At 46.8% G+C, this 25,989-nt stretch carries 24 protein-coding genes, 2 tRNA genes, 2 rRNA genes and 1 pseudogene; 17 read left to right on the top strand and 12 right to left on the bottom strand.

What is annotated here, in order from left to right; all coding sequences use genetic code 11:
- From M2387_RS15275 to dkgB, 4 genes are all read left to right on the top strand, one after another.
- Positions 1–76, top strand: a 23S ribosomal RNA gene (locus M2387_RS15275); the annotation flags it as partial.
- A gap of 100 nt (positions 77–176) precedes the next feature.
- Positions 177–292 (top strand): 5S ribosomal RNA (rrf, locus tag M2387_RS15270).
- Between the two features lie 54 nt (positions 293–346).
- Positions 347–423: transfer RNA gene (locus M2387_RS15265), tRNA-Asp, on the top strand.
- A 169-nt stretch (positions 424–592) separates the two neighbouring features.
- Positions 593–1,399, top strand: a complete 807-nt coding sequence (gene dkgB / locus M2387_RS15260; RefSeq protein WP_259050558.1) for a 2,5-didehydrogluconate reductase DkgB — start codon at positions 593–595, stop codon at positions 1,397–1,399.
- A 50-nt stretch (positions 1,400–1,449) separates the two neighbouring features.
- Here dkgB and yafC read toward each other — a convergent pair whose 3' ends face one another.
- On the bottom strand, positions 1,450–2,346 hold the full coding sequence (yafC, locus tag M2387_RS15255; RefSeq protein ID WP_259050556.1) for a DNA-binding transcriptional regulator YafC: 897 nt from the start codon (positions 2,344–2,346) through the stop codon (positions 1,450–1,452).
- A gap of 104 nt (positions 2,347–2,450) precedes the next feature.
- Here yafC and M2387_RS15250 point away from each other — a divergent pair, with 104 nt between their 5' ends.
- The 3 genes from M2387_RS15250 to M2387_RS15240 all read left to right on the top strand — a co-directional run bounded on the left by M2387_RS15250 (position 2,451) and on the right by M2387_RS15240 (position 5,356).
- Positions 2,451–3,614, top strand: coding sequence for an MFS transporter (locus tag M2387_RS15250; RefSeq protein ID WP_259050552.1), 1,164 nt, complete (start codon positions 2,451–2,453; stop codon positions 3,612–3,614).
- 141 nt (positions 3,615–3,755) lie between these two features.
- Positions 3,756–4,538 (top strand): endonuclease/exonuclease/phosphatase family protein, encoded by a 783-nt coding sequence (locus tag M2387_RS15245; RefSeq protein ID WP_409040048.1) that lies wholly within the window; start codon positions 3,756–3,758, stop codon positions 4,536–4,538.
- Positions 4,539–4,588: 50 nt separating this feature from the next.
- Complete coding sequence (locus tag M2387_RS15240) at positions 4,589–5,356, top strand: class I SAM-dependent methyltransferase (RefSeq protein WP_259050547.1); 768 nt, start codon at positions 4,589–4,591, stop codon at positions 5,354–5,356.
- 39 nt (positions 5,357–5,395) lie between these two features.
- Here the strand turns inward: M2387_RS15240 and mltD are convergent, their stop codons facing one another.
- Complete coding sequence (gene mltD / locus M2387_RS15235) at positions 5,396–6,805, bottom strand: murein transglycosylase D (RefSeq protein WP_259050546.1); 1,410 nt, start codon at positions 6,803–6,805, stop codon at positions 5,396–5,398.
- A gap of 70 nt (positions 6,806–6,875) precedes the next feature.
- A complete protein-coding gene (gloB, locus tag M2387_RS15230; RefSeq protein WP_259050544.1) occupies positions 6,876–7,631 on the bottom strand; it encodes a hydroxyacylglutathione hydrolase in 756 nt (251 codons plus the stop codon).
- Between the two features lie 39 nt (positions 7,632–7,670).
- Here gloB and M2387_RS15225 point away from each other — a divergent pair, with 39 nt between their 5' ends.
- The gene (locus M2387_RS15225) at positions 7,671–8,438 is read left to right on the top strand and encodes a class I SAM-dependent methyltransferase (RefSeq protein ID WP_259050537.1); all 768 of its coding nucleotides are present in this window, start codon (positions 7,671–7,673) and stop codon (positions 8,436–8,438) included.
- Here the strand turns inward: M2387_RS15225 and rnhA are convergent.
- The 7 genes from rnhA to M2387_RS15190 form a co-directional block, all read right to left on the bottom strand.
- A complete protein-coding gene (gene rnhA, locus M2387_RS15220) occupies positions 8,386–8,862 on the bottom strand; it encodes a ribonuclease HI (protein WP_259050536.1) in 477 nt (158 codons plus the stop codon). The two genes, M2387_RS15225 and rnhA, sit on opposite strands and share 53 nt — an antisense overlap.
- A gap of 110 nt (positions 8,863–8,972) precedes the next feature.
- Entirely contained in the window at positions 8,973–9,857 is an 885-nt protein-coding gene (locus M2387_RS15215) for an L-ribulose-5-phosphate 3-epimerase (RefSeq protein ID WP_259050534.1), read from the bottom strand.
- A gap of 9 nt (positions 9,858–9,866) precedes the next feature.
- The gene (locus tag M2387_RS15210) at positions 9,867–10,514 is read right to left on the bottom strand and encodes a 3-keto-L-gulonate-6-phosphate decarboxylase UlaD (protein ID WP_259050530.1); all 648 of its coding nucleotides are present in this window, start codon (positions 10,512–10,514) and stop codon (positions 9,867–9,869) included.
- Positions 10,515–10,518: 4 nt separating this feature from the next.
- Positions 10,519–11,340, bottom strand: a complete 822-nt coding sequence (locus tag M2387_RS15205; protein ID WP_259050528.1) for a Cof-type HAD-IIB family hydrolase — start codon at positions 11,338–11,340, stop codon at positions 10,519–10,521.
- Between the two features lie 5 nt (positions 11,341–11,345).
- Positions 11,346–12,038, bottom strand: coding sequence for an L-ribulose-5-phosphate 4-epimerase (locus M2387_RS15200; protein WP_259050526.1), 693 nt, complete (start codon positions 12,036–12,038; stop codon positions 11,346–11,348).
- Positions 12,039–12,054: 16 nt separating this feature from the next.
- Positions 12,055–12,522 carry a PTS sugar transporter subunit IIA gene (locus M2387_RS15195; protein ID WP_259050524.1) on the bottom strand — a complete coding sequence of 156 codons (468 nt, stop codon included), beginning with the start codon at positions 12,520–12,522 and terminating at the stop codon, positions 12,055–12,057.
- A 67-nt stretch (positions 12,523–12,589) separates the two neighbouring features.
- Positions 12,590–14,350, bottom strand: a complete 1,761-nt coding sequence (locus M2387_RS15190; protein ID WP_259050522.1) for a PTS ascorbate-specific subunit IIBC — start codon at positions 14,348–14,350, stop codon at positions 12,590–12,592.
- Positions 14,351–14,751: 401 nt separating this feature from the next.
- On the opposite strand from M2387_RS15190, the gene ulaR reads away from it, so the two are divergent.
- The 4 genes from ulaR (at position 14,752) to M2387_RS15170 (ending at position 18,039) form a co-directional block, all read left to right on the top strand.
- Positions 14,752–15,507 carry an HTH-type transcriptional regulator UlaR gene (ulaR, locus tag M2387_RS15185; protein ID WP_259050520.1) on the top strand — a complete coding sequence of 252 codons (756 nt, stop codon included), beginning with the start codon at positions 14,752–14,754 and terminating at the stop codon, positions 15,505–15,507.
- Positions 15,508–15,746: 239 nt separating this feature from the next.
- Positions 15,747–16,814 (top strand): L-ascorbate 6-phosphate lactonase, encoded by a 1,068-nt coding sequence (ulaG, locus tag M2387_RS15180; RefSeq protein WP_259050519.1) that lies wholly within the window; start codon positions 15,747–15,749, stop codon positions 16,812–16,814.
- Between the two features lie 270 nt (positions 16,815–17,084).
- On the top strand, positions 17,085–17,831 hold the full coding sequence (gene dnaQ / locus M2387_RS15175) for a DNA polymerase III subunit epsilon (protein WP_259050516.1): 747 nt from the start codon (positions 17,085–17,087) through the stop codon (positions 17,829–17,831).
- Positions 17,832–17,962: 131 nt separating this feature from the next.
- Positions 17,963–18,039 (top strand) — tRNA-Asp (locus M2387_RS15170).
- Positions 18,040–18,218: 179 nt separating this feature from the next.
- Here the strand turns inward: M2387_RS15170 and M2387_RS15165 are convergent.
- Positions 18,219–18,338 carry a type I toxin-antitoxin system Hok family toxin gene (locus M2387_RS15165; protein WP_310572781.1) on the bottom strand — a complete coding sequence of 40 codons (120 nt, stop codon included), beginning with the start codon at positions 18,336–18,338 and terminating at the stop codon, positions 18,219–18,221.
- A pseudogene (locus M2387_RS15160) lies at positions 18,286–18,435 on the bottom strand (DUF5431 family protein); the annotation flags it as partial. The gene M2387_RS15165 and the pseudogene M2387_RS15160, both read right to left, overlap by 53 nt.
- A 532-nt stretch (positions 18,436–18,967) precedes the next feature.
- Between M2387_RS15160 and M2387_RS15155 the strand changes: the two are divergent.
- From M2387_RS15155 to ptsP, 5 genes are all read left to right on the top strand, one after another.
- A complete protein-coding gene (locus M2387_RS15155) occupies positions 18,968–19,426 on the top strand; it encodes a hypothetical protein (protein WP_259050512.1) in 459 nt (152 codons plus the stop codon).
- Complete coding sequence (locus tag M2387_RS15150; RefSeq protein WP_259050510.1) at positions 19,365–19,679, top strand: PTS fructose transporter subunit IIB; 315 nt, start codon at positions 19,365–19,367, stop codon at positions 19,677–19,679. The genes M2387_RS15155 and M2387_RS15150 overlap by 62 nt, the downstream gene beginning before the upstream one ends.
- The gene (locus M2387_RS15145; RefSeq protein WP_259050508.1) at positions 19,672–20,787 is read left to right on the top strand and encodes a PTS fructose transporter subunit IIC; all 1,116 of its coding nucleotides are present in this window, start codon (positions 19,672–19,674) and stop codon (positions 20,785–20,787) included. Before M2387_RS15150 ends, M2387_RS15145 begins: the two co-directional genes overlap by 8 nt.
- Positions 20,788–20,882: 95 nt before the next feature.
- Complete coding sequence (locus tag M2387_RS15140; protein WP_259050506.1) at positions 20,883–23,468, top strand: glycoside hydrolase family 38 N-terminal domain-containing protein; 2,586 nt, start codon at positions 20,883–20,885, stop codon at positions 23,466–23,468.
- A gap of 4 nt (positions 23,469–23,472) precedes the next feature.
- On the top strand, positions 23,473–25,965 hold the full coding sequence (gene ptsP / locus M2387_RS15135; RefSeq protein WP_259050505.1) for a phosphoenolpyruvate--protein phosphotransferase: 2,493 nt from the start codon (positions 23,473–23,475) through the stop codon (positions 25,963–25,965).
- Positions 25,966–25,989: the final 24 nt, after the last annotated feature.

The following is a 25,989-nucleotide window of genomic DNA, read 5'->3' as shown; positions in this document are numbered from 1 at the left end:
ACGTTGATAGGCTGGGTGTGTAAGTGCAGCGATGCATTGAGCTAACCAGTACTAATGACCCGTGAGGCTTAACCTTACAACACCGAAGGTGTTTTTAGACAGAATTTGAGAGATTTTCAGCTTAGTTTACAGATTTAGTTTTGTTGTTCACAGAACAGCAGAGCATACAAGATTTGCCTGGCGGCTTTAGCGCGGTGGTCCCACCTGACCCCATGCCGAACTCAGAAGTGAAACGCCGTAGCGCCGATGGTAGTGTGGGGTCTCCCCATGCGAGAGTAGGGAACTGCCAGGCATCAAATTAAGCAGTGAACCGGAGTACAGTCCGGTAGTTGTAAAGTAATTCGGTGGAGCGGTAGTTCAGTCGGTTAGAATACCTGCCTGTCACGCAGGGGGTCGCGGGTTCGAGTCCCGTCCGTTCCGCCACCTATTTAAGCCCTGAGTCATAGACTCAGGGCTTTTTTGCATTTCTTCACTGGGAATCATTATTATTGCTTTCAAAGCAAAAGTATCCTGCATTTATCGACCTTTTTGTGTAGAACTCTTTTCGTCATAATTCGCCTCGTACAGAAAACTCCCCTTAATGAGGTAAAAAATGACTCTTCCCGTATTCGGCCTTGGTACATTTCGCTTGCAAGATGACGTGGTTATCACATCGGTAAAAACAGCGCTGGAGCTGGGTTATCGAGCTATTGATACCGCACAAATTTACGGTAATGAAGCCGCTATCGGCCAGGCGCTGGTAGAAAGTAATATCAAACGTTCCGAGCTATTTATTACCACCAAAATCTGGACTGAAAATCTCGGTAAAGATAAGTTGTTACCTTCTTTGCAAGCCAGTCTTGAAAAGTTAAAAACAGATTATGTCGATTTAACGTTAATCCACTGGCCATCACCAGAGAATGCCGTGCCGGTGGCTGAGTTTATGCAGGCCTTGCTGGCAGCAAAAGAAGCAGGCTTAACGCGCCAGATTGGTATTTCTAATTTTACGATAGAACTGATGCAGCAGGCGATTGATGCGGTAGGGGCTGAAAATATTGCAACTAACCAGATAGAGCTTTCCCCGTATCTGCAAAACAGCACTGTGGTTGAATGGGCCAGACAGCATAATATTCATATCACGTCATATATGACACTGGCTTATGGTAAAGCACTGAACGATGAAACTATCAACAATATTGCAAGGAAGCATAATGCTACTCCTGCACAGGTGATTCTGGCCTGGGCAATGGCACTTGGCTATGCCGTTATCCCTTCATCAACTCAACGCGCTAATCTGGAAAGTAACCTGCAAGCGCTGGAGTTAAAACTGGATGCAGAGGATATGCGGGCTATTGCAGCTCTTGAAAAAAACGATCGCTTGGTTTCTCCGGAAGGCCTGGCCCCTGACTGGGATAATTAATCAGCAAAGCACATGATGTAAAAAAGGAACAAGAGTTCCTTTTTTGCTGATTACTTTCCTGGAGATTGTAGCTGTTCACTGACAAAGTCAACAAATGCTCTGATACGTGTACTCACAGCCCGATCGCTGTAATAAACGGCACTTAACGGCATCTCTACCGGCAGACGCTGCCCGGCAAATAGCTCCACCAGCTCACCACTCTCAAGTTCTCTGTCTATCATAAAATCTGATAAACAGGTTATGCCATTTCCCTGCAAGCAAAGCTGCTTTAAGGTTTCTCCGCTGTTGGAAGAAATGCCCGGTTCTATCTCAATTAATTGCCCATCAGGTAATGCAACAGGCCACTGATTCAAGGATGAAGGTTCGGTAAATCCAAGGCAAATATGGTTTTTCAGATCCATGATTGTTGTTGGCGTACCGTATTCCGCCAGGTAGCCTGGTGTTGCAATCAACTTTCGATAACTGATTCGTAGCGGACGAGCGCGTAAGCTGGAGTCGGTTAAATGGCCGGCCCGAATAGCGACATCCACTTTTCTTTCAATTAAGTTGATGAAATTTTCTGAGGATACCAGAGAGAGAATGATATCGGGATACCGCTCTCTGAAAGGTTTTACCAGGGGCATTAACAGATGTAGTAGTACCGGAGTCGCTGCATCAATACGCAGTAACCCACGAGGTGTATTTTTGCTTTCCGTTAACTCATTTTCTGCCGCTGCCATCGCCTGCAATATTTGCTGCACATTACGAAAATAGCGACTTCCTTCCTCAGTCAGACTGAGCTGGCGCGTCGTACGATTTAACAGACTGACACCTAATTTCATTTCCAGTCGCTTCACTGCCCGGCTGACTGCTGAGTTAGCCTGGTTTAGCTGTTCGGCTGCCCGACTAAAACTCCCGCTTTCTACCACCGCTACAAAAATAATTAACTCTTCTGTTGTCGCTTTCATTATTGCTCCGTGAGCAAAATTATATTGAGATTTTGCATATTTTTGTTATTTAATCACCAAGCCATACTGCCTGTCATCAAATGACACTTGTTATGGAGAAAATTATGCCTCTGGCTCTACTGGCACTGACAATCAGTGCATTCGCTATCGGGACCACCGAGTTTGTTCTGGTGGGGCTAATACCCACTATTGCCGATCAGTTAGCTATTTCGGTACCTTCTGCCGGATTACTGGTTTCTATCTATGCTCTTGGCGTAGCGATTGGCGCACCGGTGCTGACGGCTTTAACGGGAAAACTGGCGCGTAAGAAATTACTGGTCGCTTTAATGGTACTCTTTACTATTGGTAACCTTCTTGCCTGGTTAGCGCCGAATTACCAGACATTGGTTATTGCTCGTTTACTGACTGGGCTTGCTCACGGTGTCTTTTTCTCCATTGGCTCTACTATTGCGGCAAGCCTGGTTCCGAAAGAGAAAGCGGCCTCAGCCATTGCGATTATGTTTGGCGGACTGACGGTGGCGCTGGTAACCGGTGTTCCTTTAGGTACCTTTATCGGACAGCAGTTTGGCTGGAGAGAAACTTTCCTGGTGGTTTCTGCCATCAGCGTTATCGCTCTGATCAGTAGCATGATCCTTATTCCCAAAGAGATCCCAAGTCGTGCAGTGTCGGGCATTAAAGAGCAGCTGCAAGTCCTGACCCATCCACGGTTACTTCTTATTTATCTTATAACCGCCTTGGGTTATGGCGGCGTCTTTACCGCTTTTACGTTTCTTGCGCCGATGATGCAGGACTTAGCCGGTTTCTCGGCATCATCAGTCAGCTGGATCTTGTTAGGATATGGCGTTGCGGTAGCTATTGGTAATATCTGGGGTGGAAAGCTTGCTGATAAAAAAGGGGCTGTTCCAGCGCTCACATTTATTTTCACTGCATTAGCTGTGCTGCTATTACTTTTACAGTTCACCGTGCATTCTTCTGTTCCTGCATTACTGACGGTACTGGTAATGGGCGTCTTTGCCTTCGGTAATGTCCCTGGGCTGCAGGTTTATGTAATGCAAAAAGCAGAGCTTTATACACCTAATGCGGTGGATGTGGCTTCAGGCCTGAATATTGCTGCATTTAACATTGGGATAGCTGTTGGTTCCGTCATTGGTGGTCAGACTGTACAACATATTGGCCTGGCTCAGACTCCTTGGGTTGGCGCAGTTATTGTCTCGCTAGCCGTTGTGCTGATTATTCTGAGCGGTAAACTGGATAAGCGGTCGCGTTAGATACATGATTTATACCTTATCCAAGCAATGCTTTTATCATGTTAATTGAAAATTTAGGCTAGAATCCCTATAACTAAAATAGTTCTGACATTTTTAGATATATTCGGTGATAGGGGTTATCAGTTAAACGTGCATAAAAAAATGTATTCCATGCGGTACACCGCTGGTCAGCCAGCAAAGCGAATCCTGGCATCAGGTTCATTTTCTGCTCTCAGTGATGCATTACCAGCCGGCTCGCCTTTACCCGGTGCTGATAAGCTACGTATATTAGTATGGAATATTTTTAAGCAACAGCGCTCCGACTGGTTATCCGTGCTCAAAACTTTCAGTAAAGATGCACAGCTGGTCTTATTGCAAGAAGCGCAAACCACGCCTGAACTGGTGGGGTTTGCCACACAAAACTATCTCGGGGCCGATCAGGTTCCCGCATTGGTTCTGCCGCAGCATCCTTCGGGTGTGATGACCCTGTCCGCCACACATCCGGTATTTTGTTATCCCCTGCGCGAACGCGAACCTATTTTGCGTCTGGCGAAGTCAGCGTTAGTCACCGTTTATCCATTATTTGATGGGCGGTTGCTGATGGTTATCAATATTCATGCGATAAATTTTAGCCTTGGGGTTGATGTCTATGGTAAACAGCTGGCACCCATTGGTGAGCAAATTGCACACCACAGTGGGCCGGTGATTATGGCGGGTGATTTTAATGCCTGGAGCCGCCAGCGTATGAATGCACTCTATCGATTTGCCCGTGAAATGACTTTGCGGCAAGTCCGTTTTATTGATGACCATCGTAGCCGTGCTTTTGGTAAACCACTCGATTTCGTATTTTATCGGGGGCTTAAAGTGGCCGAGGCTTCTGTTCTGGTGACAAAAGCATCAGATCATAACCCGCTGCTCGTTGAGTTTTACCCCGGCATGTCTTAGCTAACGTCTGTCGCGGCGGCCTCTCTTTTCTTAATCGCAAGGATATGACCATGGCAATTCAGTCCCATCACGACAAAGTGAATCAGCAATTTAGCTCCCAAGCCAGCGCTTATCTTAGCAGCAGTGTCCATGCCTCGGGACGTGACCTCGAGCGTCTCAGCGCACGTCTGAGTGATTTTCAGAATGCTTCCGTACTGGATATGGGATGCGGGGCAGGGCATGCCAGTTTTATTGCTGCGGCAAAAGTAAAAAATGTCGTTGCATATGACTTGTCCAGCCAGATGCTTAAGGTCGTCGCTGAGACTGCGCAAACGCGGGGAATTACCAATCTGACAACGTCTCTGGGCTACGCAGAAGCGCTTCCCTTTGAAGAGGCAACGTTCGATGTCGTTATCAGTCGTTATTCCGCACATCACTGGCATGATGTCGGTCAGGCTCTACGTGAAGTAAAGCGCGTATTGAAACCCGGCGGAACGGTTATTTTTATGGATGTGCTGTCACCCGGATACCCGGTGCTGGATATCTGGTTACAAACCATAGAGGCCTTACGTGATACCTCTCACGTGCGTAATTACGCCAGCGGTGAGTGGTTACGACTGTTTAATGAAGCGGGGCTGATGATTCACTATGTTAACTGCGACAAGCTGAATCTGGAGTTTACGAGCTGGATTGCCAGAATGCGTACACCGATTGTGTTGTCAGATGCGATTCGCGCCTATCAAAAAAGCGCTTCAGATGAGGTTAAACATTATTTCGAGTTGCAGCGTGATGGATCTTTTACCAGCGACACTATCATGCTGGAAGCAAGTAAAGCTTAAATAAAAAAGGCACCTGGTGCAGGTGCCTTTCTTTTGTTTTTAACTGGCAGGTTTTCTACCATTTTTAACAAACAACGTTAGCTGATCGCCTGGCTTAAGCAAGTCTTTGCCGTTGTTCCAGCGCAGCACGTCTTTGGTGTTTAAACCATGACGTCTGGCAATGCTTGATAATGAATCACCCTTACGCACTTTATAAGTGATGCTATTGTTAGCCGCAAGACGCGTACTGGTATTAGTCACAGTTGCACGACTATTACCACTTTCAAGCTTCAGCGTCTGACCCACTTTTAACCGTGCATTAGGCAGCTTGTTCCAGGCTTGCAACGATTTACTGCTTACGCCATGGCGTGAGGCAATCGTCGACAAAGTATCACCAGAGCGAACCTTGTAAACCTTGCTTGCGACAGTACTGACACCACTACTGCTCTCTGCTTCTCTGGATACCGGTGCTACAGGAATATCACCAGAGGCAAGAGAGGTACGTAATTGCTGTGCGTGCTGTTTTGGCACCATCACATACTGTTGGTTGCTCTGACCCACGGTGGCATTTTTAACCCCCGCATTGAAGGTCTTAAGCTTGTTCAGTGACATACCTGTCACTTCTGCAATCTGTGCCAGCTTAACCGGATCATTAACCTCAACACGCGCCAGAGCTCGGTTTTCATCCGTCGATGGTAAACGAACACCATATCTTTTGCTGTTTTTGAGGATGTCACTCAGTGCCAGCATTTTGGGGATATAGAGCTTGGTCTCTTGCGGTAAAGGAAGTGACCAGAAATCTGTTGGTTTACCCTGGGCTTTATTTGTTTTAATCGCGTTCATAACGCGACCTTCGCCGCTATTAAACGCCGCGACGGTTAACAGCCAGTCACCATCAAACATTTTATTCAGACGCTGCATCATATCCAGTGCAGCAGTGGTCGACGCGACTATATCGCGACGCCCGTCGTAAGCCTGTGTTTGTTTCAGCCCGTAGTTGCGCCCCGTGCTTGGAATTATCTGCCAAATGCCAGCGGCATTTGCGCTAGACGTCGCATGGGGATCAAAAGCGCTCTCCACTATGGGTAGTAGTACCAGTTCCATTGGCAAGTTGCGTTGCTTAACTTGTCCGGCAATCCAGTACATGTACGGCTCAGCCCGTAATGATACATCGTGGAGATAGCTCTTATTACTCAGGTACTTCTTTTTCTGTTCGCGTATCCGGATGTTATCCGGTATTTCCATCTCTAACTGGTCGCCAATCGTGCTCCACAGGTTATCATCTTGCGCAAGAAAACTTCCGTCATCCATCCATCGCGAATAGGCCTCTCGGCCCGTAGATTTACCTGCTTCACCCTGACTACCAGTAGACATACTCTGGGCATGCTGCAGAATGCGGGCATCATTTTTATTAGCGCCCTGGCACCCAACCAGCAAGACAGAGGCGAGTAGTATCGCTTTTGCCTTCATATATGTGTCTAAGGTTGCTTAAAAGACGAGCGATAATACCGTCGACCGCCCGGCAACACAACCAAAATATTTAGAAGGTATCTTTTTTCGCCCTTAACCAGGCAAAAATTTTATTAGGTTGTTGAAATAAGATGTCTTTTTTTGCTTTTCTTTGTAAATCAGGATCTTCGGTACGTAAGAAAACATTCACCAAACGCTCTTTTGCCAGTGTTGAGGGTAAAGTAGGCTTGTTTTCAGCACGTAAGGCCTTAACTTCTTTATAAAATCTATTTATGTGCTCATCCTCTGGTAACAAGCTTAACGCAAACGTAACATTTGATTCAGTATACTCATGAGCGCAGCAAATTATGGTCTCAGGGGGGAGTTGGTTAATACGTTGAAAAGATTCATACATTTGATCGGGTGTGCCCTCAAAAAGACGACCACAACCTGCTGAAAACAGCGTGTCACCGCAGAATAACCAGGGAAAAGAAAAATAGCTGACATGCCCAAGGGTATGACCCGGTGTTGCCATTACACTGAAGTCATGACCGAGTAACTGGAGGTTATCGCCATCCTTAACTATCTGAGTCAGGCCGGGAATTTTAATCTCTGCCGGGCCATAAATCGCAAGCTCAGGGTAGCTTTCTTTCAACTGCTGAACACCGCCAACGTGGTCCCGATGATGATGTGTCAGTAATATGGCCACGGGTTGCCATTGATGTTGCGCGATAGCACTCAGAACGGGAGCCGCTTCACCCGGGTCAACAATCACACATTTATCCTCTTCATCAGAGAGTACCCAGATGTAGTTATCCTGAAAGGCGGAAATACTGGTAAGCTTCATGAATCGTTCTCTCTTTAACCACTCGATAGTAAGGTATGGATGAAACCAGCAAGAATCACAGGCCATCTCACTGCTCCAACTCAGTGGGAGACATTGCCCTGGGGGCGACAGTCAAAACTGGCGCTGGAACAGGAGCTACACCCATGGTTGGGCAAAATCTTTGGTTTTCATCTGCTGAAAATCGGTAACCTGAGCACAGAAATCAATACTGGAGACTGCGCCATTTCACACCAGGTTAATATTGCGCAACAAGGCGATAATCTGCAAGTTCAAGCCAACCCGCTGTATTTGCCGTTTGCCGAAAAATCGGTTGATGCGTGCTTGTTAGCCCACACGCTAAACTGGTGTGCAGATCCCCATCGCTTATTGCGCGAGGCTGACCGCGTATTGATTGATGATGGCTGGTTAATCATCAGTAGTTATAATCCGATAAGCGTGGCAGGGGCAGGCAAACTGGTTCCTTTTTTACGTAAACGGCCACCCTTTAATAGCCGCATGTTTACCTCAATGCGATTACTTGACTGGCTATCGCTGCTGAACTTTGAAGTGATGTATCGTCGTGGGTTTCAGGTTTTACCCTGGCATCAACAGGGCGGAAAAATGTTGAGTACCCATTTTCCCGCCCTGGGAACGATGCAGGTGATAGTTGCCCGTAAACGGACGCTTCCCCTGACACTTAACCCACTTAAAAGCCGCCAAAAAAAGAAACCGATCCACTCTGCTGTCGGAGCGACCAAACAATATCGGGAAAGTATCAAGGTGCCGAAGCATCAGGCTGATAGCCGACATCCTGGCGATCGGGCTTAGACGCGGCATTACGTGCCAGCTCGTCACAACGCTCATTTTCAGGATGACCGGCATGGCCTTTGACCCACAGCCACTCAATTTCATGGTGGCTCAGGGCTGCATCAAGCCGCTTCCATAAATCGACGTTTTTGACGGGCTTTTTATCAGCGGTTTTCCAGCCGCGTTTTTTCCAGTTATGGATCCACTGGGTAATCCCCTGGCGGACATACTGGCTATCGGTACTGAGAACCACATCGCAAGGTTCGATAAGACCTTCAAGCGCGGCAATCGCGGCCATCATTTCCATACGATTATTGGTGGTTAAATAAAAGCCTTCGCTGTAGATTTTTTCATGCTGTTTATAGCGTAAAATCGCACCATAGCCACCGGGCCCTGGATTACCAAGACAGGACCCGTCGGTGAATATTTCTACCTTCTTTCGCATTGCTGGAAGACTTCCTGTGAGTAAAAAACCAAGTCTGACACAAATAATCTGTCTTACCCAGCAATAGTCGCCATCTGGCTATTTGGAAGGCCTTCAGCTGAGTCGGGTCATCAAGACATACTGAACAGCTTTGGCATGCTGGCGCGCTCACAGGACTGGTTTAATCGACGTTGTGCCGTCCGGACATTTTCTTTCCAGTGTTCATCTTGCGCCCACATCTCAATGACCAGTGGAACCACACAGTTTATTTTCTTCAATGTTTCGAAAATAGCATCAAAATTAACCTGACCTTCACCGATGATCAAATCCCTGAATTGGCCCTTACTGTCAGCCGTCACTTTTAATGTATCTTTAATATGAATCTGCGAAATATGCGGCTGGCTCAGCGCTAATTCAGTACAAACGTCATAATTCCAGCCAGAGATATTCCCTACATCAGGGTAAGCCGTAAAATAAGGGGAGTTCACAGCACGGTTAAGAACCTCAAATTTACTCAGTGAGTTTAAATAATCGGTATCCATGATTTCAACGGCCAGCATCACACTGGATTTCTCTGCCATTTTAGCGGCGAGGATCATCCCTTCAATAAAACGAAGATGGGTTTCTTCATTTGCGGGTTCATAATAGACATCATACCCTGCTAACTGAATAGTTCGGATACCCAGTTTATACGCAAGGGTGATCGCTTTTTTCATATGGACAGCGGCCTGCTGGCGAATCGCAGGGTCTGTAGAACCAAATGGAAAGCGGCGATGGGCACTCAGACACATTGAATGCAACGGAATACCCTGCTGCTCACATAAGCGACGCAGACCATAAATAGTGTCATCGTCCCAGTCCAAACGCGCGAGCCGCTCGTCTGATTCATCAACAGATATTTCCAAAAAATCAAAACCCAATGCTTTGGTATGCATCAACTTTTGTTCCCAGGTCAAATCATTAGGGAGCGCTTTCTCATAAAGACCAACTAATCGATGTTGCTGAAATTGATACATACCGCCCCCTTATTTCCAGTAATGATTAATTTGCACGCGCAAATCTTCGGCAGCTTGCTTGCCCTGCTCACCAGCAAGTGCCCGACCAGCAATAAAGGCCTTCGCTTTAATACCGGCAAAGAGCTTAATATCTTCAGGAACAATACCGCCGGTAATCGACAACTCTAGGCCTAAATCCGAGAGGCGGCGCATTTTTTCTATATCGGCGTCAGTCCAGCCAATACCGGCCAGTTCTGCATCACGAGAGCGATGATAGATAGCCTGGTGGATACCTAAGTCGACCCATTTCTGAGCATCTTCAAAAGTCCAGTTACCGTAGATTTCAATTTGAATTTCACGGTTAAATTCATCCGCTACTTTTTTACAAGCAGCAATGGTTGCAATATGAGCGGCAGCAGAAACGGTTAGCCAGTCGGCTCCGGCCTCAAATGCCATCTTCGATAAAATAGCCCCACCATCAGTTATTTTCATATCACAGACAAGAATATGAGAAGGGTATTTTTGGCGTAAAGTTGAAACCGCATTCATTCCATCAGCAAAGGCGAGAATAGTTCCTACTTCAATAATATCGACAAAAGAATGAACATTGTTTGCAACGGTGAGTGCTTTATCAAACTGAGTCTGATCTAAAGCAATTTGAATAAGTGGCTTTTTCATTGTTTTATCCTTTTATTTTTTCATATATTAAGTGAGCGATCCCATTCTGATTATTATCTGTAGTGCAGATAACATTGGCATATGATTTCACTGTTTCATCCGCATGATGCATAGCGATACCCAGCCCTGCATATTCCAGCATTGATATATCGTTATAATTATCGCCCGCAGCAATAACTTGCTCAGGCAGATAGCCTATACCAGAAATATATTCACGGAGGCGACTACCTTTAGTATTACCTTTAGCTGAAAAATCTATACGATTTGACCAAGACTGCTCGGCATTAAATGTTGTCTGCACCCAGCTATCATTTAAGAGCGAATCTAATTGGGTAATTTCACCCTCTACGACAAACTTCCAGATGAATTCCGTATTCTTTACTGTATCGCTAAATGATTTAATTCGATAAATCTTCGGCGGTTTAGATAAGTTTGACCTACCTGCCCATTCCTCCATTTTTTTCATATAAGCAACAGGTTGATACTCGGAGTAGACCATTGCATCTGTAATATACATTACCAGGTCAAGATTTTTTTGTTGTGCAAGGGCAATAAATAATAATGCATTATCTTTACTGATAGCAGTATGCGTAATAATGCTGTCGTTTTCATAATCATAAATATATGTGCCATTACAGCAAATAATGGGTGTGTCTAAACCTAACTCAGCATAATAAGGATAGGCTGCCGTATGATGACGTCCGGTAACAATAATAACATGCCAATGCTTGGCTGCTTCTTGAATGGCTTGTTTGACTTGTGGGTTAATTATCTGCTCATCTGTCAAAACGGTGCCATCAAGATCTAATGCCAGTACCTTATACATAGCAATCACCTTTGTCCGTAATAAGCGTTCTCGCCGTGTTTACGCAGATAATGCTTATCAGAAAGTGCGTGCTTCAGTTTAATTTCACTATTTAAACAACGTGTTGCTAATGCCATAGCTGCAACTTCTTCTAATACCACCGCATTATGTACTGCATCACTGGCATTTTTCCCCCATGAGAAGGGGGCATGCCCGGCAACAATAACGCTCGGCACTGCTATAGGGTCGATATGACGTTCAATGAATTCCTGAACAATCACTAAACCTGTATTTTTTTCATAATCATTGGCTATCTCTTGGTTAGAAAGTTGCCGGGTACAGGGAATATCGCCATAAAAATAGTCAGCATGGGTAGTGCCTAATGCGGGAATATCAAATCCAGCTTGCGCCCAAATGGTCGCATTACGTGAATGAGTGTGAACGATCCCGCCAATTTGAGGTATCGCTTTATATAACTCAATATGAGTTGATGTATCACTTGATGGATTTAACCGGCCATCAACGATATTCCCATCAAGATCCACGATGACAATATCTTCGGCACGCATATCATCATATTCCACACCCGAAGGTTTAATCGCGATAACCCCCTGATGACGATCGATTTCAGAAACATTTCCCCAAGTGAATGTCACTAAACCGTAGGCGGGTAACTTGAGATTTGCCTCCAGTACACGCTGTTTCAATTCTCTGAACATAATGGCTCCTTTTATTTCAGGCCAGCGCTTCATCAATCACGCGATAAACATCTTCTGCAGTCCGGCATTGACGCAGTTTATCGAGGTCAATACCGGTATCACTCTCTTCATCATCCAATACCTGGGTGACCTGCATAAGTCCTTCCATATGCTCATCAGAAGAGCTACCGGCCAGTGTTATCAGGACATCTACCGGTTCACTTTCACCGTCAAAGTAAACAGGCTCTGCGAGAGTGACGAGCGCAAAGGCTGTCTTCAGAACGCCATTTTCTGGTCTTGCGTGGGGTAGTGCTAAGTTAGGTGCGATACAAATATAGGGGCCCAGTTCTTTGACACTATTGATAATAGCGTCATGGTAATCAGGTAAAATCGCACCGGAACTCACTAACATATCGGTACCAATTTTAACGGCGTCATGCCAATTGCTGGCGGAAGCCTGAAGCTTGATAGATTTATTGTCGATCAGTGCTTGTTTAAAATTCATGGTTATTATTCCTCTTCTGTGGGATAGCGGCAGAGCCGCTAGCCACTGATTAATCTATGAAGTAACGTTATTTTATTTTGATGAAGTTTTTATCAATTATATCAATTAGTTCATCGCCAAAAGAGTTGGGGTTAAGCATGTTTTGCACGCCTAATACGAACTTACCTTCCCCAGGGGTCATCTCAGCAGAAAGATGTTTAGAGGAGACAATAATGTCTGTTGAGCCGAGCTTTGATTTGTAATCAGAGACCGCACAGGAGTCCATGACATGTGGAATGCCTTTTTTCTGGAGATAACTTCCTATTTTCATTTTCATCATCATCGATGACCCCTGCCCATTGCCACATACAGCAAGAATACTGACGGGTCTGGCATCACCTGCAACCTGGGTGACTTGTTCTGCAGATGCATTCTCTTCCATTGATACATTAGTAGCGGCATGAGCCTGGGCATCTTCTTCTGCGCGCAATTTTTTAGAGGCAAAGAACATGTACACAAACGACAGGGCAATAATGACGAAGATAAAATATTTGGAGAATGACAGACCCTGCATCACTGGCGGGAAGGCAATTGCCCAGTCGGCCATTCCCATCCAGCCGCTGAACTCGGTACCTTGTTGACTGAATAACGTAATAGCCCAGGCTGAGCCAAGAACTTCAATGATTCCCATGATAAAGCAAATTTTCATTACCGCTTTCCAGCCGCCGTAATGGTTAGCGAAAACCCCAATGGTTGCGTTGGAAAAGAACATCGGAATAAAGCCTGGAATTATCATAATGGGTGACTGGAATGCCAGCATGCCCAGCACTGCTGCGAATTGACCTAATGCTCCCCACATAAAGCCAAAGACCATAGCATTAGGGGAGAAAGCATAAATAGCCGCACAGTCGATAGCTAATACTGCATTTGGAATCACACGCTCTGAAATCCCTTTAAATGCTTCCGACAGTTCAGCGACAAACATTCTTACGCCAGTAACAATAATTTGAATGGCTACTGCGAATTTCAGACCGGTTTCCAGAATATAGATAGTCCAGTGGGTTTTACCGGCCATAGTCTGAAGATTAGTCAGGCCAAAGGAAAGCATGATGATGCCAAAGAAAACCGTCATGACAATGGCTGTTGCGGCGATGCTATCGTGAAAGATATGCAGCCATTTAGGGAGCTTAAGGTTATCTACGCTGTCTTCTTTGTTCCCTAATTTAGGGGCGACTTTTGTTGCAATCCAGGAGGCAAATTGCTGCTGGTGGCCGATAGAAAATCCCGCTCCTCCTGTCACCGACTCTGTCGGTTTAAACATGATATTTGACGAAATACTCCAGTACAGCGCCATCAGTATCGCTGAGTAAATCACGGTTTCCCACATGCCGCAGCCCAGTACAAAATAGAACACAGCAATCAAACCTGCTTGCTGGAACATAATGTGGCCTGTGAGCATTATGGTACGAATGCCTGTAATACGGCGGAATAAAACGAGGATAATATTAATGGCCAGGGCTAATAAAACCGTATATCCGACCCATGAGTAGTTATCCCCCATCGTTTCGATGGTCGCCATCATAGATGTGTAAGGGTCAATCACGGATCCGGTAAGACCGTGATATTCAGACATCTTTGCAATGACAGGTTTAAAGCTGGCAACTAATGTTTCAGCACCTACCTGCACCAGCATAAAACCCACGCAGGTTTTAATTGCACCCTTGATAATCGTTGTGCCATCACGACGGAGTAGCCAGTAACCGATTAAGGTAACTAAGCCCAACAATAATGGTGCCTTGGTCATTACCTGGCTGTAAAAAATATAGAATGAGTCATAAAAGAAATCCATATTCATACCCTTAATGAATTTGTTTTTATCATCGATCAATTCGACTTCTTTGGATTCTCTTACGAATGAGTCTCATTAAGTAAGCATTAAGACAACCAAAGTAATCATGGGGCGAAATCGTAATGGTCAAAAGAGATCATGATTTGCTTGGATATGATTATTTCAAGTTGTCTGATATTTGCCAGATAAAGACCACATTTTTGGTGTGTTGATCACATATTTTCTTAAAATTAGATATAAATCAATCGCTAATGAGGTTTTTTAGAGGGGGTGTATTTTTGATGAACAGTAAGTTGACAATTTCAAACTCGTCAAATAGAATCATTTTCAATCACAAAGAATCAAAAACAGTGCGCAAATGCATGTAAGTGATTATCAACAGGATAGAGGTTGAGACAAATATGAATGAAGTACAAAGACACCATAAAATACTCTCGCTGCTTAAACAGCATCAGGTGATTGATGTACTCAGTATCACCGATAAATTTAATGTCTCGCCTGCAACTGCCCGGCGGGACATCGCTAAGCTGGATGAACAGGGAAAACTTCGAAAAATTCGCAATGGTGCTGAAAGAATCGAAGAGATTAAAAGTAAATGGTCGCCACTAAACATTACTACAACCGATCATTATGATGAAAAATCGCGAATAGCTATACAGGCAGCACAACTTTGCTCCCCAGGCGAAAGTGCTGTTATTAACTGTGGCTCGACCGCATTTTTATTGGGCCAGCAGCTATGCAATACAAATATTCAAATAGTGACAAATTACTTCCCTCTGGCCGCCTATCTGATAGAAGAAGATCATGATGATGTCATCTTAATTGGCGGTCAGTACAATAAAGCGCAAAGTATTTTTTTAAATCCGGCATTGAATACTCTACTCGGCTATGCAGGAAACTGGATGTTTACCTCAGGAAAAGGGTTAACAGAAAAGGGACTCTACAAAACGGATATGTTAACGGCCGTTGCCGAGCAACAGATGCTTGACCAAATTGATAAACTTGTTGTCGTGGTTGACAGTTCTAAAGTGGGTTATCGAACCGGCATGCTATTTTGTCCGGTAACCAAGATAGATATTTTAGTTACCGGAAAGAATGCCGACCCCAATGTTATTAATGCGATAGAAAAACAAGGAACTCAAGTTATTCTCGTATAACGATATTCATATACCCGTCACACTTCAAGTTGCTTGGGTGTTGCCTGTGTCCAGACAGCCGAATCACATAGTTTGTCTATGCTCATCGCCTGTCTGAACTTGCCGCCTGGGAGCAACTCGAATTATTTTGGGTATAGATATGATTTGTTGAATTTAAAGATTTCATGGCTGAAATACCTTAATTAATCATTAAGGTATCAGGCTTCCTACATTTAAAATTCTATAAAGCAGGTATGAATATGAGTAAAGTGAATGAAGTTACCCGTGAATCATGGATTCTTAGCACTTTCCCTGAATGGGGTACTTGGTTAAATGAAGAAATTGAAAAAACAGTCGTTGAACCAAATACATTTTCAATGTGGTGGCTTGGTTGTACCGGTATTTGGCTAAAAAGTGCAGGCAATACTAATATATCTATCGATTTTTGGTGTGGAACGGGTAAAAAAACCCAAAAAAATGCGTTGATGAATAAACAGCACCAAATGATGCGTATGGGGGGAGTCGAAGCTCTACAGCCTAATTTACGCACTTCTATTTTCCCGCTTGATCCCTTTGCAATAAAAGAAATCGACGCGGTTTTAGCTTCACATGATCATGCGGATCATATTGATGTCAATGTTGCCGCTTCTGTTATTCAAAACTGCGGCGATCACGTTAAGTTTATTGGCCCGCAGGCCTGCGTCGATCTCTGGCTCAAATGGGGTGTTCCACAAGAGCGCTGTATTGTCGCAAAAGTGGGCGATATTATCGAGATAGGCGACATGAAAATTCGCGTACTTGACTCATTTGACCGCACAGCATTAGTCACCTTGCCAGCAGGTGTTTCCTCAACGGATAAAGATATTCTTGATGGTATGGATTCCCGCGCAGTGAACTATCTGATTGAAACTACCGGTGGTTCTGTTTATCACTCAGGTGACTCACACTACTCAAACTATTATGCAGCGCATGGCAATAGCTATGATATTGATGTCGCGCTCTTCTCGTTTGGCGAGAACCCGCGTGGCGTGACGGATAAAATGACATCCTCAGATATTTTACGTGCCGCTGAGTCTTTAGATTGCCAGACTGTGATTCCATTCCACCATGATATTTGGGCTAATTTCCAAAGCGACCCGCGTGAAATTGAAGTGCTGTGGAATATGAAAAAAGATCGCTTGCAGTATAAGTTTGCCCCTTTCTTCTGGCAGGTTGGTGGTAAATATACCTATCCGACAGATAAAAATCGTATGCATTACCAGCACTTCCGTGGCTTCAGCGACATATTTAAAAATGAACCCGAATTACCTTATAAAGCCTTCCTCTAAATTTAGGTCTGACGGCCTGAAATAAATTAACAGCACCTTAATAGTTTGATGAGTAACTATTAAGGTGCTGTTTTTATACATAATCATGAATTTTCACTTAGCCTGATAAGCAGGCATACCGGCAAAAAAAACCATTTGTAGCGGCTTTTCACCAGGCTTAGCGTTGTCTTCCTTCGACCCCCGCTGCAACAAGTACGCAATTGATTTTGGGTGTACACTTTCGCAAAAAAAAAGGAAAATACGGAAAGGTACTTTCTTTAACGCTGAAGTATGGGGGTTATTATTAACGAAATTGATGTTAACAGGGTGATAGTCCTCGATACCGAAACCACGGGTATGAACCAGCTTGGTGCCCACTACGAAGGACATCGCATTATAGAAATTGGCGCCGTTGAGGTCATCAACCGCCGTCTGACAGGAAATAACTTCCACGTTTATCTGAAACCCGATCGGCTGGTTGATCCAGAGGCCTTTGGCGTTCACGGTATTGCGGATGAGTTCCTGCTGGATAAACCGACTTTTGCCGAGATCTCTGACGCTTTCCTCGACTACATTCGCGGTGCCGAATTGGTCATCCATAATGCCTCGTTTGATATCGGCTTTATGGACTACGAGTTCAAGATGCTGAATCGGGGCATCGCGAAAACAGATACCTTCTGTAAAGTGACCGATAGCCTTGCGATGGCGCGGAAGATGTTTCCGGGCAAACGTAATAGCCTCGATGCACTCTGCTCGCGCTATGAGATAGATAATAGCAAGCGTACGCTGCACGGCGCATTACTCGATGCCCAGATCCTGTCCGACGTCTATCTGATGATGACCGGCGGCCAGACATCGCTGACCTTTTCTATGGAAGGGGATAGCCAGCAGCAAACCGATAATAGCGGTATCCAGCGCATTGTTCGTGGTGCGGGTGGATTGCGCGTTATTCCTGCCAGTGCAGAAGAGTGTCAGGCCCATGAATCACGTCTTGATTTAGTACAGAAGAAGGGCGGCAGCTGCTTGTGGCGTAGCTGATACTGATTAAATGCGTTAAAAAACAGCACTTAGACTATTTTTAACGCAAACGCACTTTTTTAGAAGAAAAATGATTGACGGTTTAAGAGGCTCATCGTAATATTCGCCTCGTTCCCGCAAGGGGACAATGTGGAGCGGTAGTTCAGTCGGTTAGAATACCTGCCTGTCACGCAGGGGGTCGCGGGTTCGAGTCCCGTCCGTTCCGCCACATTCGAGACCCACGCTTTGAAAGAAGCGTGGGTTTTTTGCTTTTGATGAGTCCATCAAAGTGCACGATGGAAAAAGGGGCTACCAGCAAACCGGTAACCCCTTCATAAAGGCGCTTGCGGCAATGACCGATCGCGCCAGAAGCCCTGAAAAGACGGGGTTTCCCCCACCTCCAGGTTGCTACTTACCGGATTCGTAGACCATGAAAGCCGCCACCTCCCTTTCTCCGTCTCTGTAGTGAATTTCGCAAAGCGATTTTCGTGTCAGATATGTGAATATCAGTAGTGTGAGACACACTATCAGTACGCACCAGATTAGGGTACTACGTGGACGTTTCATAGCCTTCTTCTCCTTGCGCAGAGCGCAGTAAGAGGCTATCCTGATGCTGTTCAGACATAGGGTGAGCCTCGTGGGTTAATGATAATTAACTACGGGGCTTTCTTCTTTCTGCCGCACAACAACGTTAACAAAACTCCTGCACGCTGTGAGACAGAAAGCCTCAAGCGCCATGCCCATTATATCCGTTTCAATACTTCCTATCAGGGTTCAGACTAGTAAATACGCGTTTTTCAACAATTTGAAAAACGCCAGCCGCAGAGTGAAAAAAAAGAGACTTAATCGATTAGAAAATATTATCTATTTTTCGTGTTTTTTTTCGGATGATCATTGTCGATAGTCGTTTTTTATAACTTATCTTTTTTTAAATAAATCAAAAAATATGATGGTGAATATAACGGGATAGAGTGAATTTCAATTGTTAATAAAAAACCGTTTCTCATCATGTTAAATGTTTGTGCAATCAATCACAGTTATATTGTTTCTTTTATTTTATCTTGCTGTTCATTATTCATGATGGGGTCGGCTTCGTTATGCCTGAAAATTTAATCATCAAACATATACTTTTTGTTTTGCTTTCTTTGGATCGCAAAATGAAAACTATGCTTGATGATTTATGCTGGTTTAACGCGGTTAATAGTCTCGCAGAAAGCGAAGCGGATGAAGCTGAATGCATGGATACACAAATGGCGAAACAGTGGTCTCAGCTGTGGGACTGCGCAGGTCAGACACTCTGTGCCAGTATTCGGCGGCCTTTCCATCACCAGCAGCACCTGTGCCCACATGTTCGGGATACCGGACTGAATTCTCGTAAACGTGAAGAACTGGTGTTCAGTTTTCGTAACTCTAACCTTTACCAGCTGTTAGTCTGCCGCCATGCGGGTGGTTCGGACAGCGAGAGCCAGTTTAAACATAAGCTATTTGCACAAAGCACAATGCGCGTTTTCGCCATTGTGCTTTTTTTATGGTCTGAATTTAAGAGGATGCATTATGTATATTGTTTGTGTTGCAGCATGTCCCACCGGCGTCGCGCATACCTATATGGCGGCTGAATCTCTGGAAATCACAGGAAAGCAGCGGGGCCATGAGGTGAAAGTAGAAACTCAGGGCAGTATGGGCGCTGAAAATGAAATAACCCCGGACGACCTGGCGCGTGCCGATGCGGTGATTATTGCCGCTGATGTCGCTATTAGCGGTAAAGAACGTTTTGACGGCATGATGAAACTTGAATGCAGCGTTTCCGATCCGATTAAGTTCGCTGATGCCGTGTTTGAAGCCGTCGAGAAGGAGATGTCAAATGGCTAAATTTCAGTCTGAAAACCAGCAGTCGGTAGGAATAGAAGTCAAAAACGCGATTATGACCGGCGTCTCCTGGATGCTGCCATTTATTATTGCCGGTGCGGTACTGATGGGGATCGCCCGTATTGGTGCATCATTCTATGGTATTGATAATATTTGGGATGCCAGTTACGAGCAGGCCGATACGATGGTTCGCTTGCTGCATAAATTTGACGGCTTTGGCGGGATGGCGCTTTCCCTGATGCTCCCGGTTGTTGCGGGCTATATTAGTTTCGCCCTCGCGAATAAGCCGGGTCTGGCTCCCGGTATGATAGGTGGCTTGCTGGCCGGAAGCCTCGGGACGGGTTTTCTGGGCGCGCTGGCAGCGGGTTTTGTCGCGGGCTATATTGTTCGTGCGCTAAACCGTTATGTCAAATTACCAAAATCACTGGCCTCTGCGGGGCCGATTTTTATCCTGCCGGTTGGGGGAACATTACTCACCTGCGTGGTGATGGCCTTTTTAATCGGTAGCCCGCTGGCTGCGCTAAACCACAGTATGGAAAGCTGGTTAATGTCGATGTCCGGGACTAACCGGATTCTGCTGGCCGCAGTGATTGGCGGCATGGTCGGTTTCGACTTGGGTGGCCCTATCAATAAAGCCGCGGTGACAACCGCAATGGCATTACTCGCCTCGGGTATTTACGCCCCGAATACTGCGGCTCAGGTGGCGATTATCATTCCGCCGATTGGTATTGGTGTCGCGACATTAATCTGGTCTTCACGTTTCCCTCTCTCCCTGCGCGAAGCCGGTAAAGCCTCAACTCTGATGGGACTCATCGGCGTTTCAGAGGGGGCGATTCCGTTTGCTCTGTCAAACCCCCGGCTGATTATTATTAACGTTATCGGATCTGCGGTGGGTGCTGCTATGGCAGTTGGATTGGGATCGATTAACCATGCGCCTATCTCTGGATTCTATGGCTGGCTGGCGGTCGAAAAATGGCCTGTTTATGTCCTGTCGATAGCCTGCGGCTCAGCAATTATTGCTTTTGGCTCACTGCTTATTTTCCGGGGAGAAACAGAAATTCCGGCGCTTAAAAAAGAAGTCAAGGCACCAAAATTTAAAGCGAGTCGTTAAATGTATCGCTGATACAGTTTAATTAATTCCCCCATGTTTTAGCGCAGGTAAATATCTGTGCGGGATACGCATGTCTGAATACAGGAATAAAGAAAATGAAAACTGTCCATTTAATTCAACATACCCATTGGGACAGGGAGTGGTATTTCACAGAAAATGATTCGCAGGTGCTGCTTTATTATTTTATGGCAGATCTTCTTAATCGCCTTGAAGCGGATGAATCATTAGGTCCATTTATACTGGATGGACAAACGGTAATGCTGGAAGACTATTTTCAGTTTGCGCCCGAAAACCGGGGGCGTATTCAGGCATTAGTGGCCAGGGGACGGTTACTGATAGGTCCCTGGTATACGCAGACTGATTTCCTGGTGGTAGGGGCCGAATCGATAACCCGTAATTTATTGCTGGGTCAGGCGGATTGCGACGAATTTGGCCCCCGGATGGCAGTGGGCTATGTCCCTGATTCATTTGGTCAGAGTGCCCAGCTCCCTATGTTCCTCAAGCAGTTTGCAATTGATAGCGCCGTGGTCTGGCGTGGCTGGTGCGAGTACGACACGCCTTATACCGAATTCCGCTGGCGCAGCCAGGATGGCAGCACGGTGACCACCAGCGTATTACCTCAGGGCTACGGCTTTGCGAAATGGCTGCCCACCGACGCGCATCAGGCATGGCCAGGACTGGCTACATTGCTGGAAAAGCAGGGGGCTTTCAGCCGCAGTTCGCAGCTATTGTTGCCAAACGGCAACGACCAGTCACCTTTTGAGTATGGCGTACCGGATATGCTGGATAATCTGAACGCCCGGCAAACTGAGTACCGTTTCGAGCGCAGCGACTTCACCCGTTATTTTGACTCGCTGGTAGATACGCCGCTGGACACCTTTGAAGGGGAATTATTAAGTCCGAAATATATGCGTGTGCATCGCGGTATTTTCTCAACGCGCATGGATATCAAACAGGCGAATGCCCGGCTGGAAGATTTTGTCAGTCGCCAGCTGGAGCCCCTGCTCAGTATCAACTGGATACTCGGGTTACCTTACCCTCAGCGCGTGGTCGAAAATATCTGGCGTGAGGCGATGAAATCACACGCTCACGACAGTATTGGCGGCTGTAACTCTGACAGAGTTAACGCCATCGTTAAGAACCGTCTACTGGCGGGCCAGGAAAAGGCGAACCAGCTTTATGAGCTGAATATGCAGATGCTGGCAAAGGGCATTCATGCTCAGCAGGATGGCAAAAAAATCATTATTTTTAATGCCCTTTCTGCAACACGCAACGGACTGGTTGCGTTGACGCTTTATCTGCCAGGGGAAACATTCCGTATCGTTGATGAGCAAGGACAGCCTTGTCGCTGGCAGATTTTGCAGGAAACGTCCCAGGATATGTCGGTGATTGTGCAGGAGCTTTCTAACAGTACAGAACCGGTATTTTACCGTAAATGTGAAATCTTGCTGGAAGTTTCGAGCCTGCAAGCCTGCGGCTATACCACTCTGTATTTACAGGAAGAAGGAAGCTCTGGTTTTCTCGCCCGGTCGTCGATGCTTCCGGTGCTGGAAAATTCGTGGCTGCGACTGACGCTGGAAGATGGGCAAGTGGTATTGCTCGATAAGCGCAGCGGTAAGCGCTGGAATAACCTGATCCAGCTGGTGGACGGCGGTGATGCGGGCGATACCTACAACTATTCTCCCCCGGAAGATGACTGGCGGGTAACGGGTGTATTGCACGATGCGCAGTGGCAACAGGGAACCCTGGCCGATACCCTGACCCTGAGCTGGTCAATAACCGCACCTCGTACCCTGGCTGACCGGAATAACCGCCACTGTAATGCCCGGCTTGATGTCAGCACGATCATTACGCTGGAGCACCAAAGCCCGGGGCTGGATATCAAAGTGTGTGTCAATAACACCCTGGAAGATCATCGTTTACAAATCGAGATCCCAGCTGAAGTATTGACTGATATTCACTTTGCCGATCAGCCATTCGGCCTGATCCAGCGTGATAACCGCCCGTCAACGCTTGAGGTCTGGCAGCAGGAGCAATGGAATGAGGCTCCCGCTTCGCTCTGGCCGATGCAAAGCCTGGTAATGATGCACGATGGTCAGCAAGGCATGAGCGTGGTGACCGACGGACTCCGGGAATATGAAATCCCGGCAGAACGTCCGTCGACCATCGCTATTACCCTGCTGCGTAGCGTTGGCTGGCTGGGAAGGGCGGGTATGCCCTGGCGGCCCGGGCGGGCATCAGGCATGGCGCTGGCTTCCCCTGAATCACAGATCCCCGGTGAGTTTCATACCCGTCTGGCACTGATCCCTTTACATGCGGGTGAAAGTGCTGACTTCTGGCAGCAGGTTGAGCGCTGGCGTACGCCAATAACAGGCTGGCTGGACTCTGGCTGGGCGCGTTTTAAAACCAATCCTCATCAACTGCAGTTCCCATCGAGTTACAGCCTGCTGCGCTGGGATACGCCGCTGCACTTTAGCACCCTGAAAAAGGCACAAGGGGAAGAGGCGCTTATTTTACGTGGCTGGAACCCAGGTTCGTATTCACAGGCAAATCATGCTCCAGAAATGGAGGCGATTATCAGTGAGGTCACCCTGGCGGAACGTCCGGTTTCTGAATCTCAATCAACGGTTCCTGTTTGCGCCCCCGTTTCGTGGCGTATAACACCATCGGCCAGAGGGTAATGCCATGCTAACCATCTCTTTTAACTGCCCGCTGGAGAATGGCCTGCATGCCAGACCCGCCAGCGCACTTGAACAGCGTGTAAACGAATTCAGGGCAAATATTCATATCCTGAACCTTCGTAATCAGCGTAAAGCCGATGCGCGTAGCGTTCTGGGGATGATTGGCACTGATATCCTGTATCAGGATCCCTGTGAACTGCTGCTCGAGGGAGAGGATGAGGCACAGGCCCATCAGGCATTATCCCGGTTTATCCATGAAGAGTTTGCCGGGTGCGATGAACCTGCCGCCAGTATAGCTCCGCAAATCTCAAGCCCGTTACCGGTCTATCTGAGCCTGACTAAGGCTGAAATTCTGCGTGGTACGGGTGTCAGTCTGGGGATCGCACAGGGTATTGCGCTACATATGGGCGCGCCGGATCTGTCAGAGCTGGCTGAACAGGAGGATGCCACAGCGTACGGTATTCGCTACCAGCAAATACAGACTGCGTTGCAGAAAGTTCGCCACGAGCTTCATGAAGAGTGGCGGCTGGCAAAAGGTGATGCTGCCGCAGTGTTACAGGCCCATAGCAAATTGCTGGCTGACAGCTTAATGGAAGAGGCATTACTGGCACAACGCCCCGCCCGTAATGCACTGGCGTCGTTGGCGCTGGCGCTGGATGAGTTGAGCCGCCCTTTGCGTGAGAGTCAAAGTGCTTATTTGCAGCAACGGGTGCTGGATTTACAGGACTTAGGACTGCGTCTTGCGGCACATCTGACCTCCCAGCAGCTAATGCCACAGACCGCGTTAGTACGGGATACCATCGTTGTCAGCCCGCAGCCGCTCACGCCGGGTCAGTTTCTGGCTCTGAGGGGGAGGTATCTGAAAGGCATCATTATGGGGGCGGGCGGGGAAACGTCGCATACGGTTATTCTCGCCCGTTCGTTCGGTATTCCTCTGTTAAGTATTGAAGCCGCAGAATCGGGACGGATTAATAGCGGCGAAACGTTATTGCTTGATACTCGCTATGGTGTGGCGGTGCTGTCGCCAGATGCTCTGGCAGAGAGCTGGTATCAGCTCGAGACCAGGAAACAGCATCGGCTTGCCGCACGTTTACAACCATTAACTCAACATCCGGGGCGTACCCGGGAGGGAATACCTGTGGCCGTATTGGCCAATATCGCGCTTGCTGCTGAAGCCGAAACAGTATTTGCTGCGGGAGCTGAAGGGATAGGGCTGTTTCGCACTGAAATGTTATTTTGTGAACGCTCAGCTCCTCCTGATGAAGAAGAGCAGTATCACGACTACCGGCTGGTACTGGAGCAGGCTGCAGGGCGTAAAGTCGTGATCCGCACCCTGGATATTGGCGGTGATAAGCCCTGCGATTATCTGGATATTCCCGAAGAGGAAAACCCGTTTCTGGGCTGGCGTGGTATTCGCTTATATCCGGCATTTATGAGTCTTTTCCGCACACAAATACGCGCCTTATTACGGGCAAGTAAGACCGGTCCGCTACACATTATGGCGCCGATGGTCACCACTCTTGAAGAAGTTAAATGGCTTCGGGAGCAATTTAACATTACCCAACAGCAGCTAAATAAAGAAGGCATTGCTACCGGAGACTGGTCGCTTGGCATCATGGCTGAAGTGCCGTCGGTGGTCTATTTTCTGGCTAAGGCCGCACCTTATATCGATTTTATCTCTATTGGCAGTAACGATCTTGTGCAATATTTCCTTGCCTGCGATCGGGGTAACGGCAAGGTGCGTCACCTCTATAACTACTTCGATCCTTCATTTTTACAACTGTTGCAGCAGATAACCGAGCAAGCACATCACGCGAAAATAGATATCAGCCTGTGCGGAGAGATGGGCGGTGATCCGGCAGCATTAACGCTATTGCTGGGGGCCGGATTACGTCAAATCAGTATGTCAGCCAGCCGGATAGCGCCAGTCAAAGCGCGTTTAGCCAGCTTATCCATTGAGGACAGCGAGCGGATACTGAATCAGGCTTTGCAGTGCGATAGCGCCGATGGCGTGGTTGTACAACAACTACAGCATTTATCAGCTGATATCTCAAAGCCGGTTTTTGATTCGTCATTGATTCTGCTTGATAGCCAGATAAGCACTAAGGCGGAGGTGATAAAAGTACTGACCGATAATCTGGAAGTCGAACAGCGAACCTTTTCCGGTGCCGAGGTAGAAAAAGCTATCTGGCAGCGCGAAGAAGTTTTCTCCACGGCGCTGGGGTTTGCGATTGCACTTCCCCATTGCAAATCTTCTGCCGTCTCCAGCAGTTCAGTGTCGGTGATGCGCCTGGCAGAGCCCCTGGCATGGAATGATGAAGTAGCCGTCTCGCTGGTGATTATGCTGACCGTTAGCGAACGGGAAAAAGGCGACCATATGAAAATATTCTCCAGACTTGCCCGTAAGCTGATGCATGTCGAATTTCGCCAGCAGTTAATGAGCGGTGGAGCACCGCAGCAGGTGGCTGAATTGCTTGAGCTGGAAATGGCGAGGTAGCGATAAAGGGGAGCGATAAAAAAG

The organism is Klebsiella sp. BIGb0407 (assembly GCF_024807845.1).
In the GTDB taxonomy this organism is placed as follows: domain Bacteria; phylum Pseudomonadota; class Gammaproteobacteria; order Enterobacterales; family Enterobacteriaceae; genus JGM124.
The sequence above is the reverse complement of the archived record's forward strand: the minus strand, read 5'-3'. Positions and strand labels throughout refer to the sequence as shown.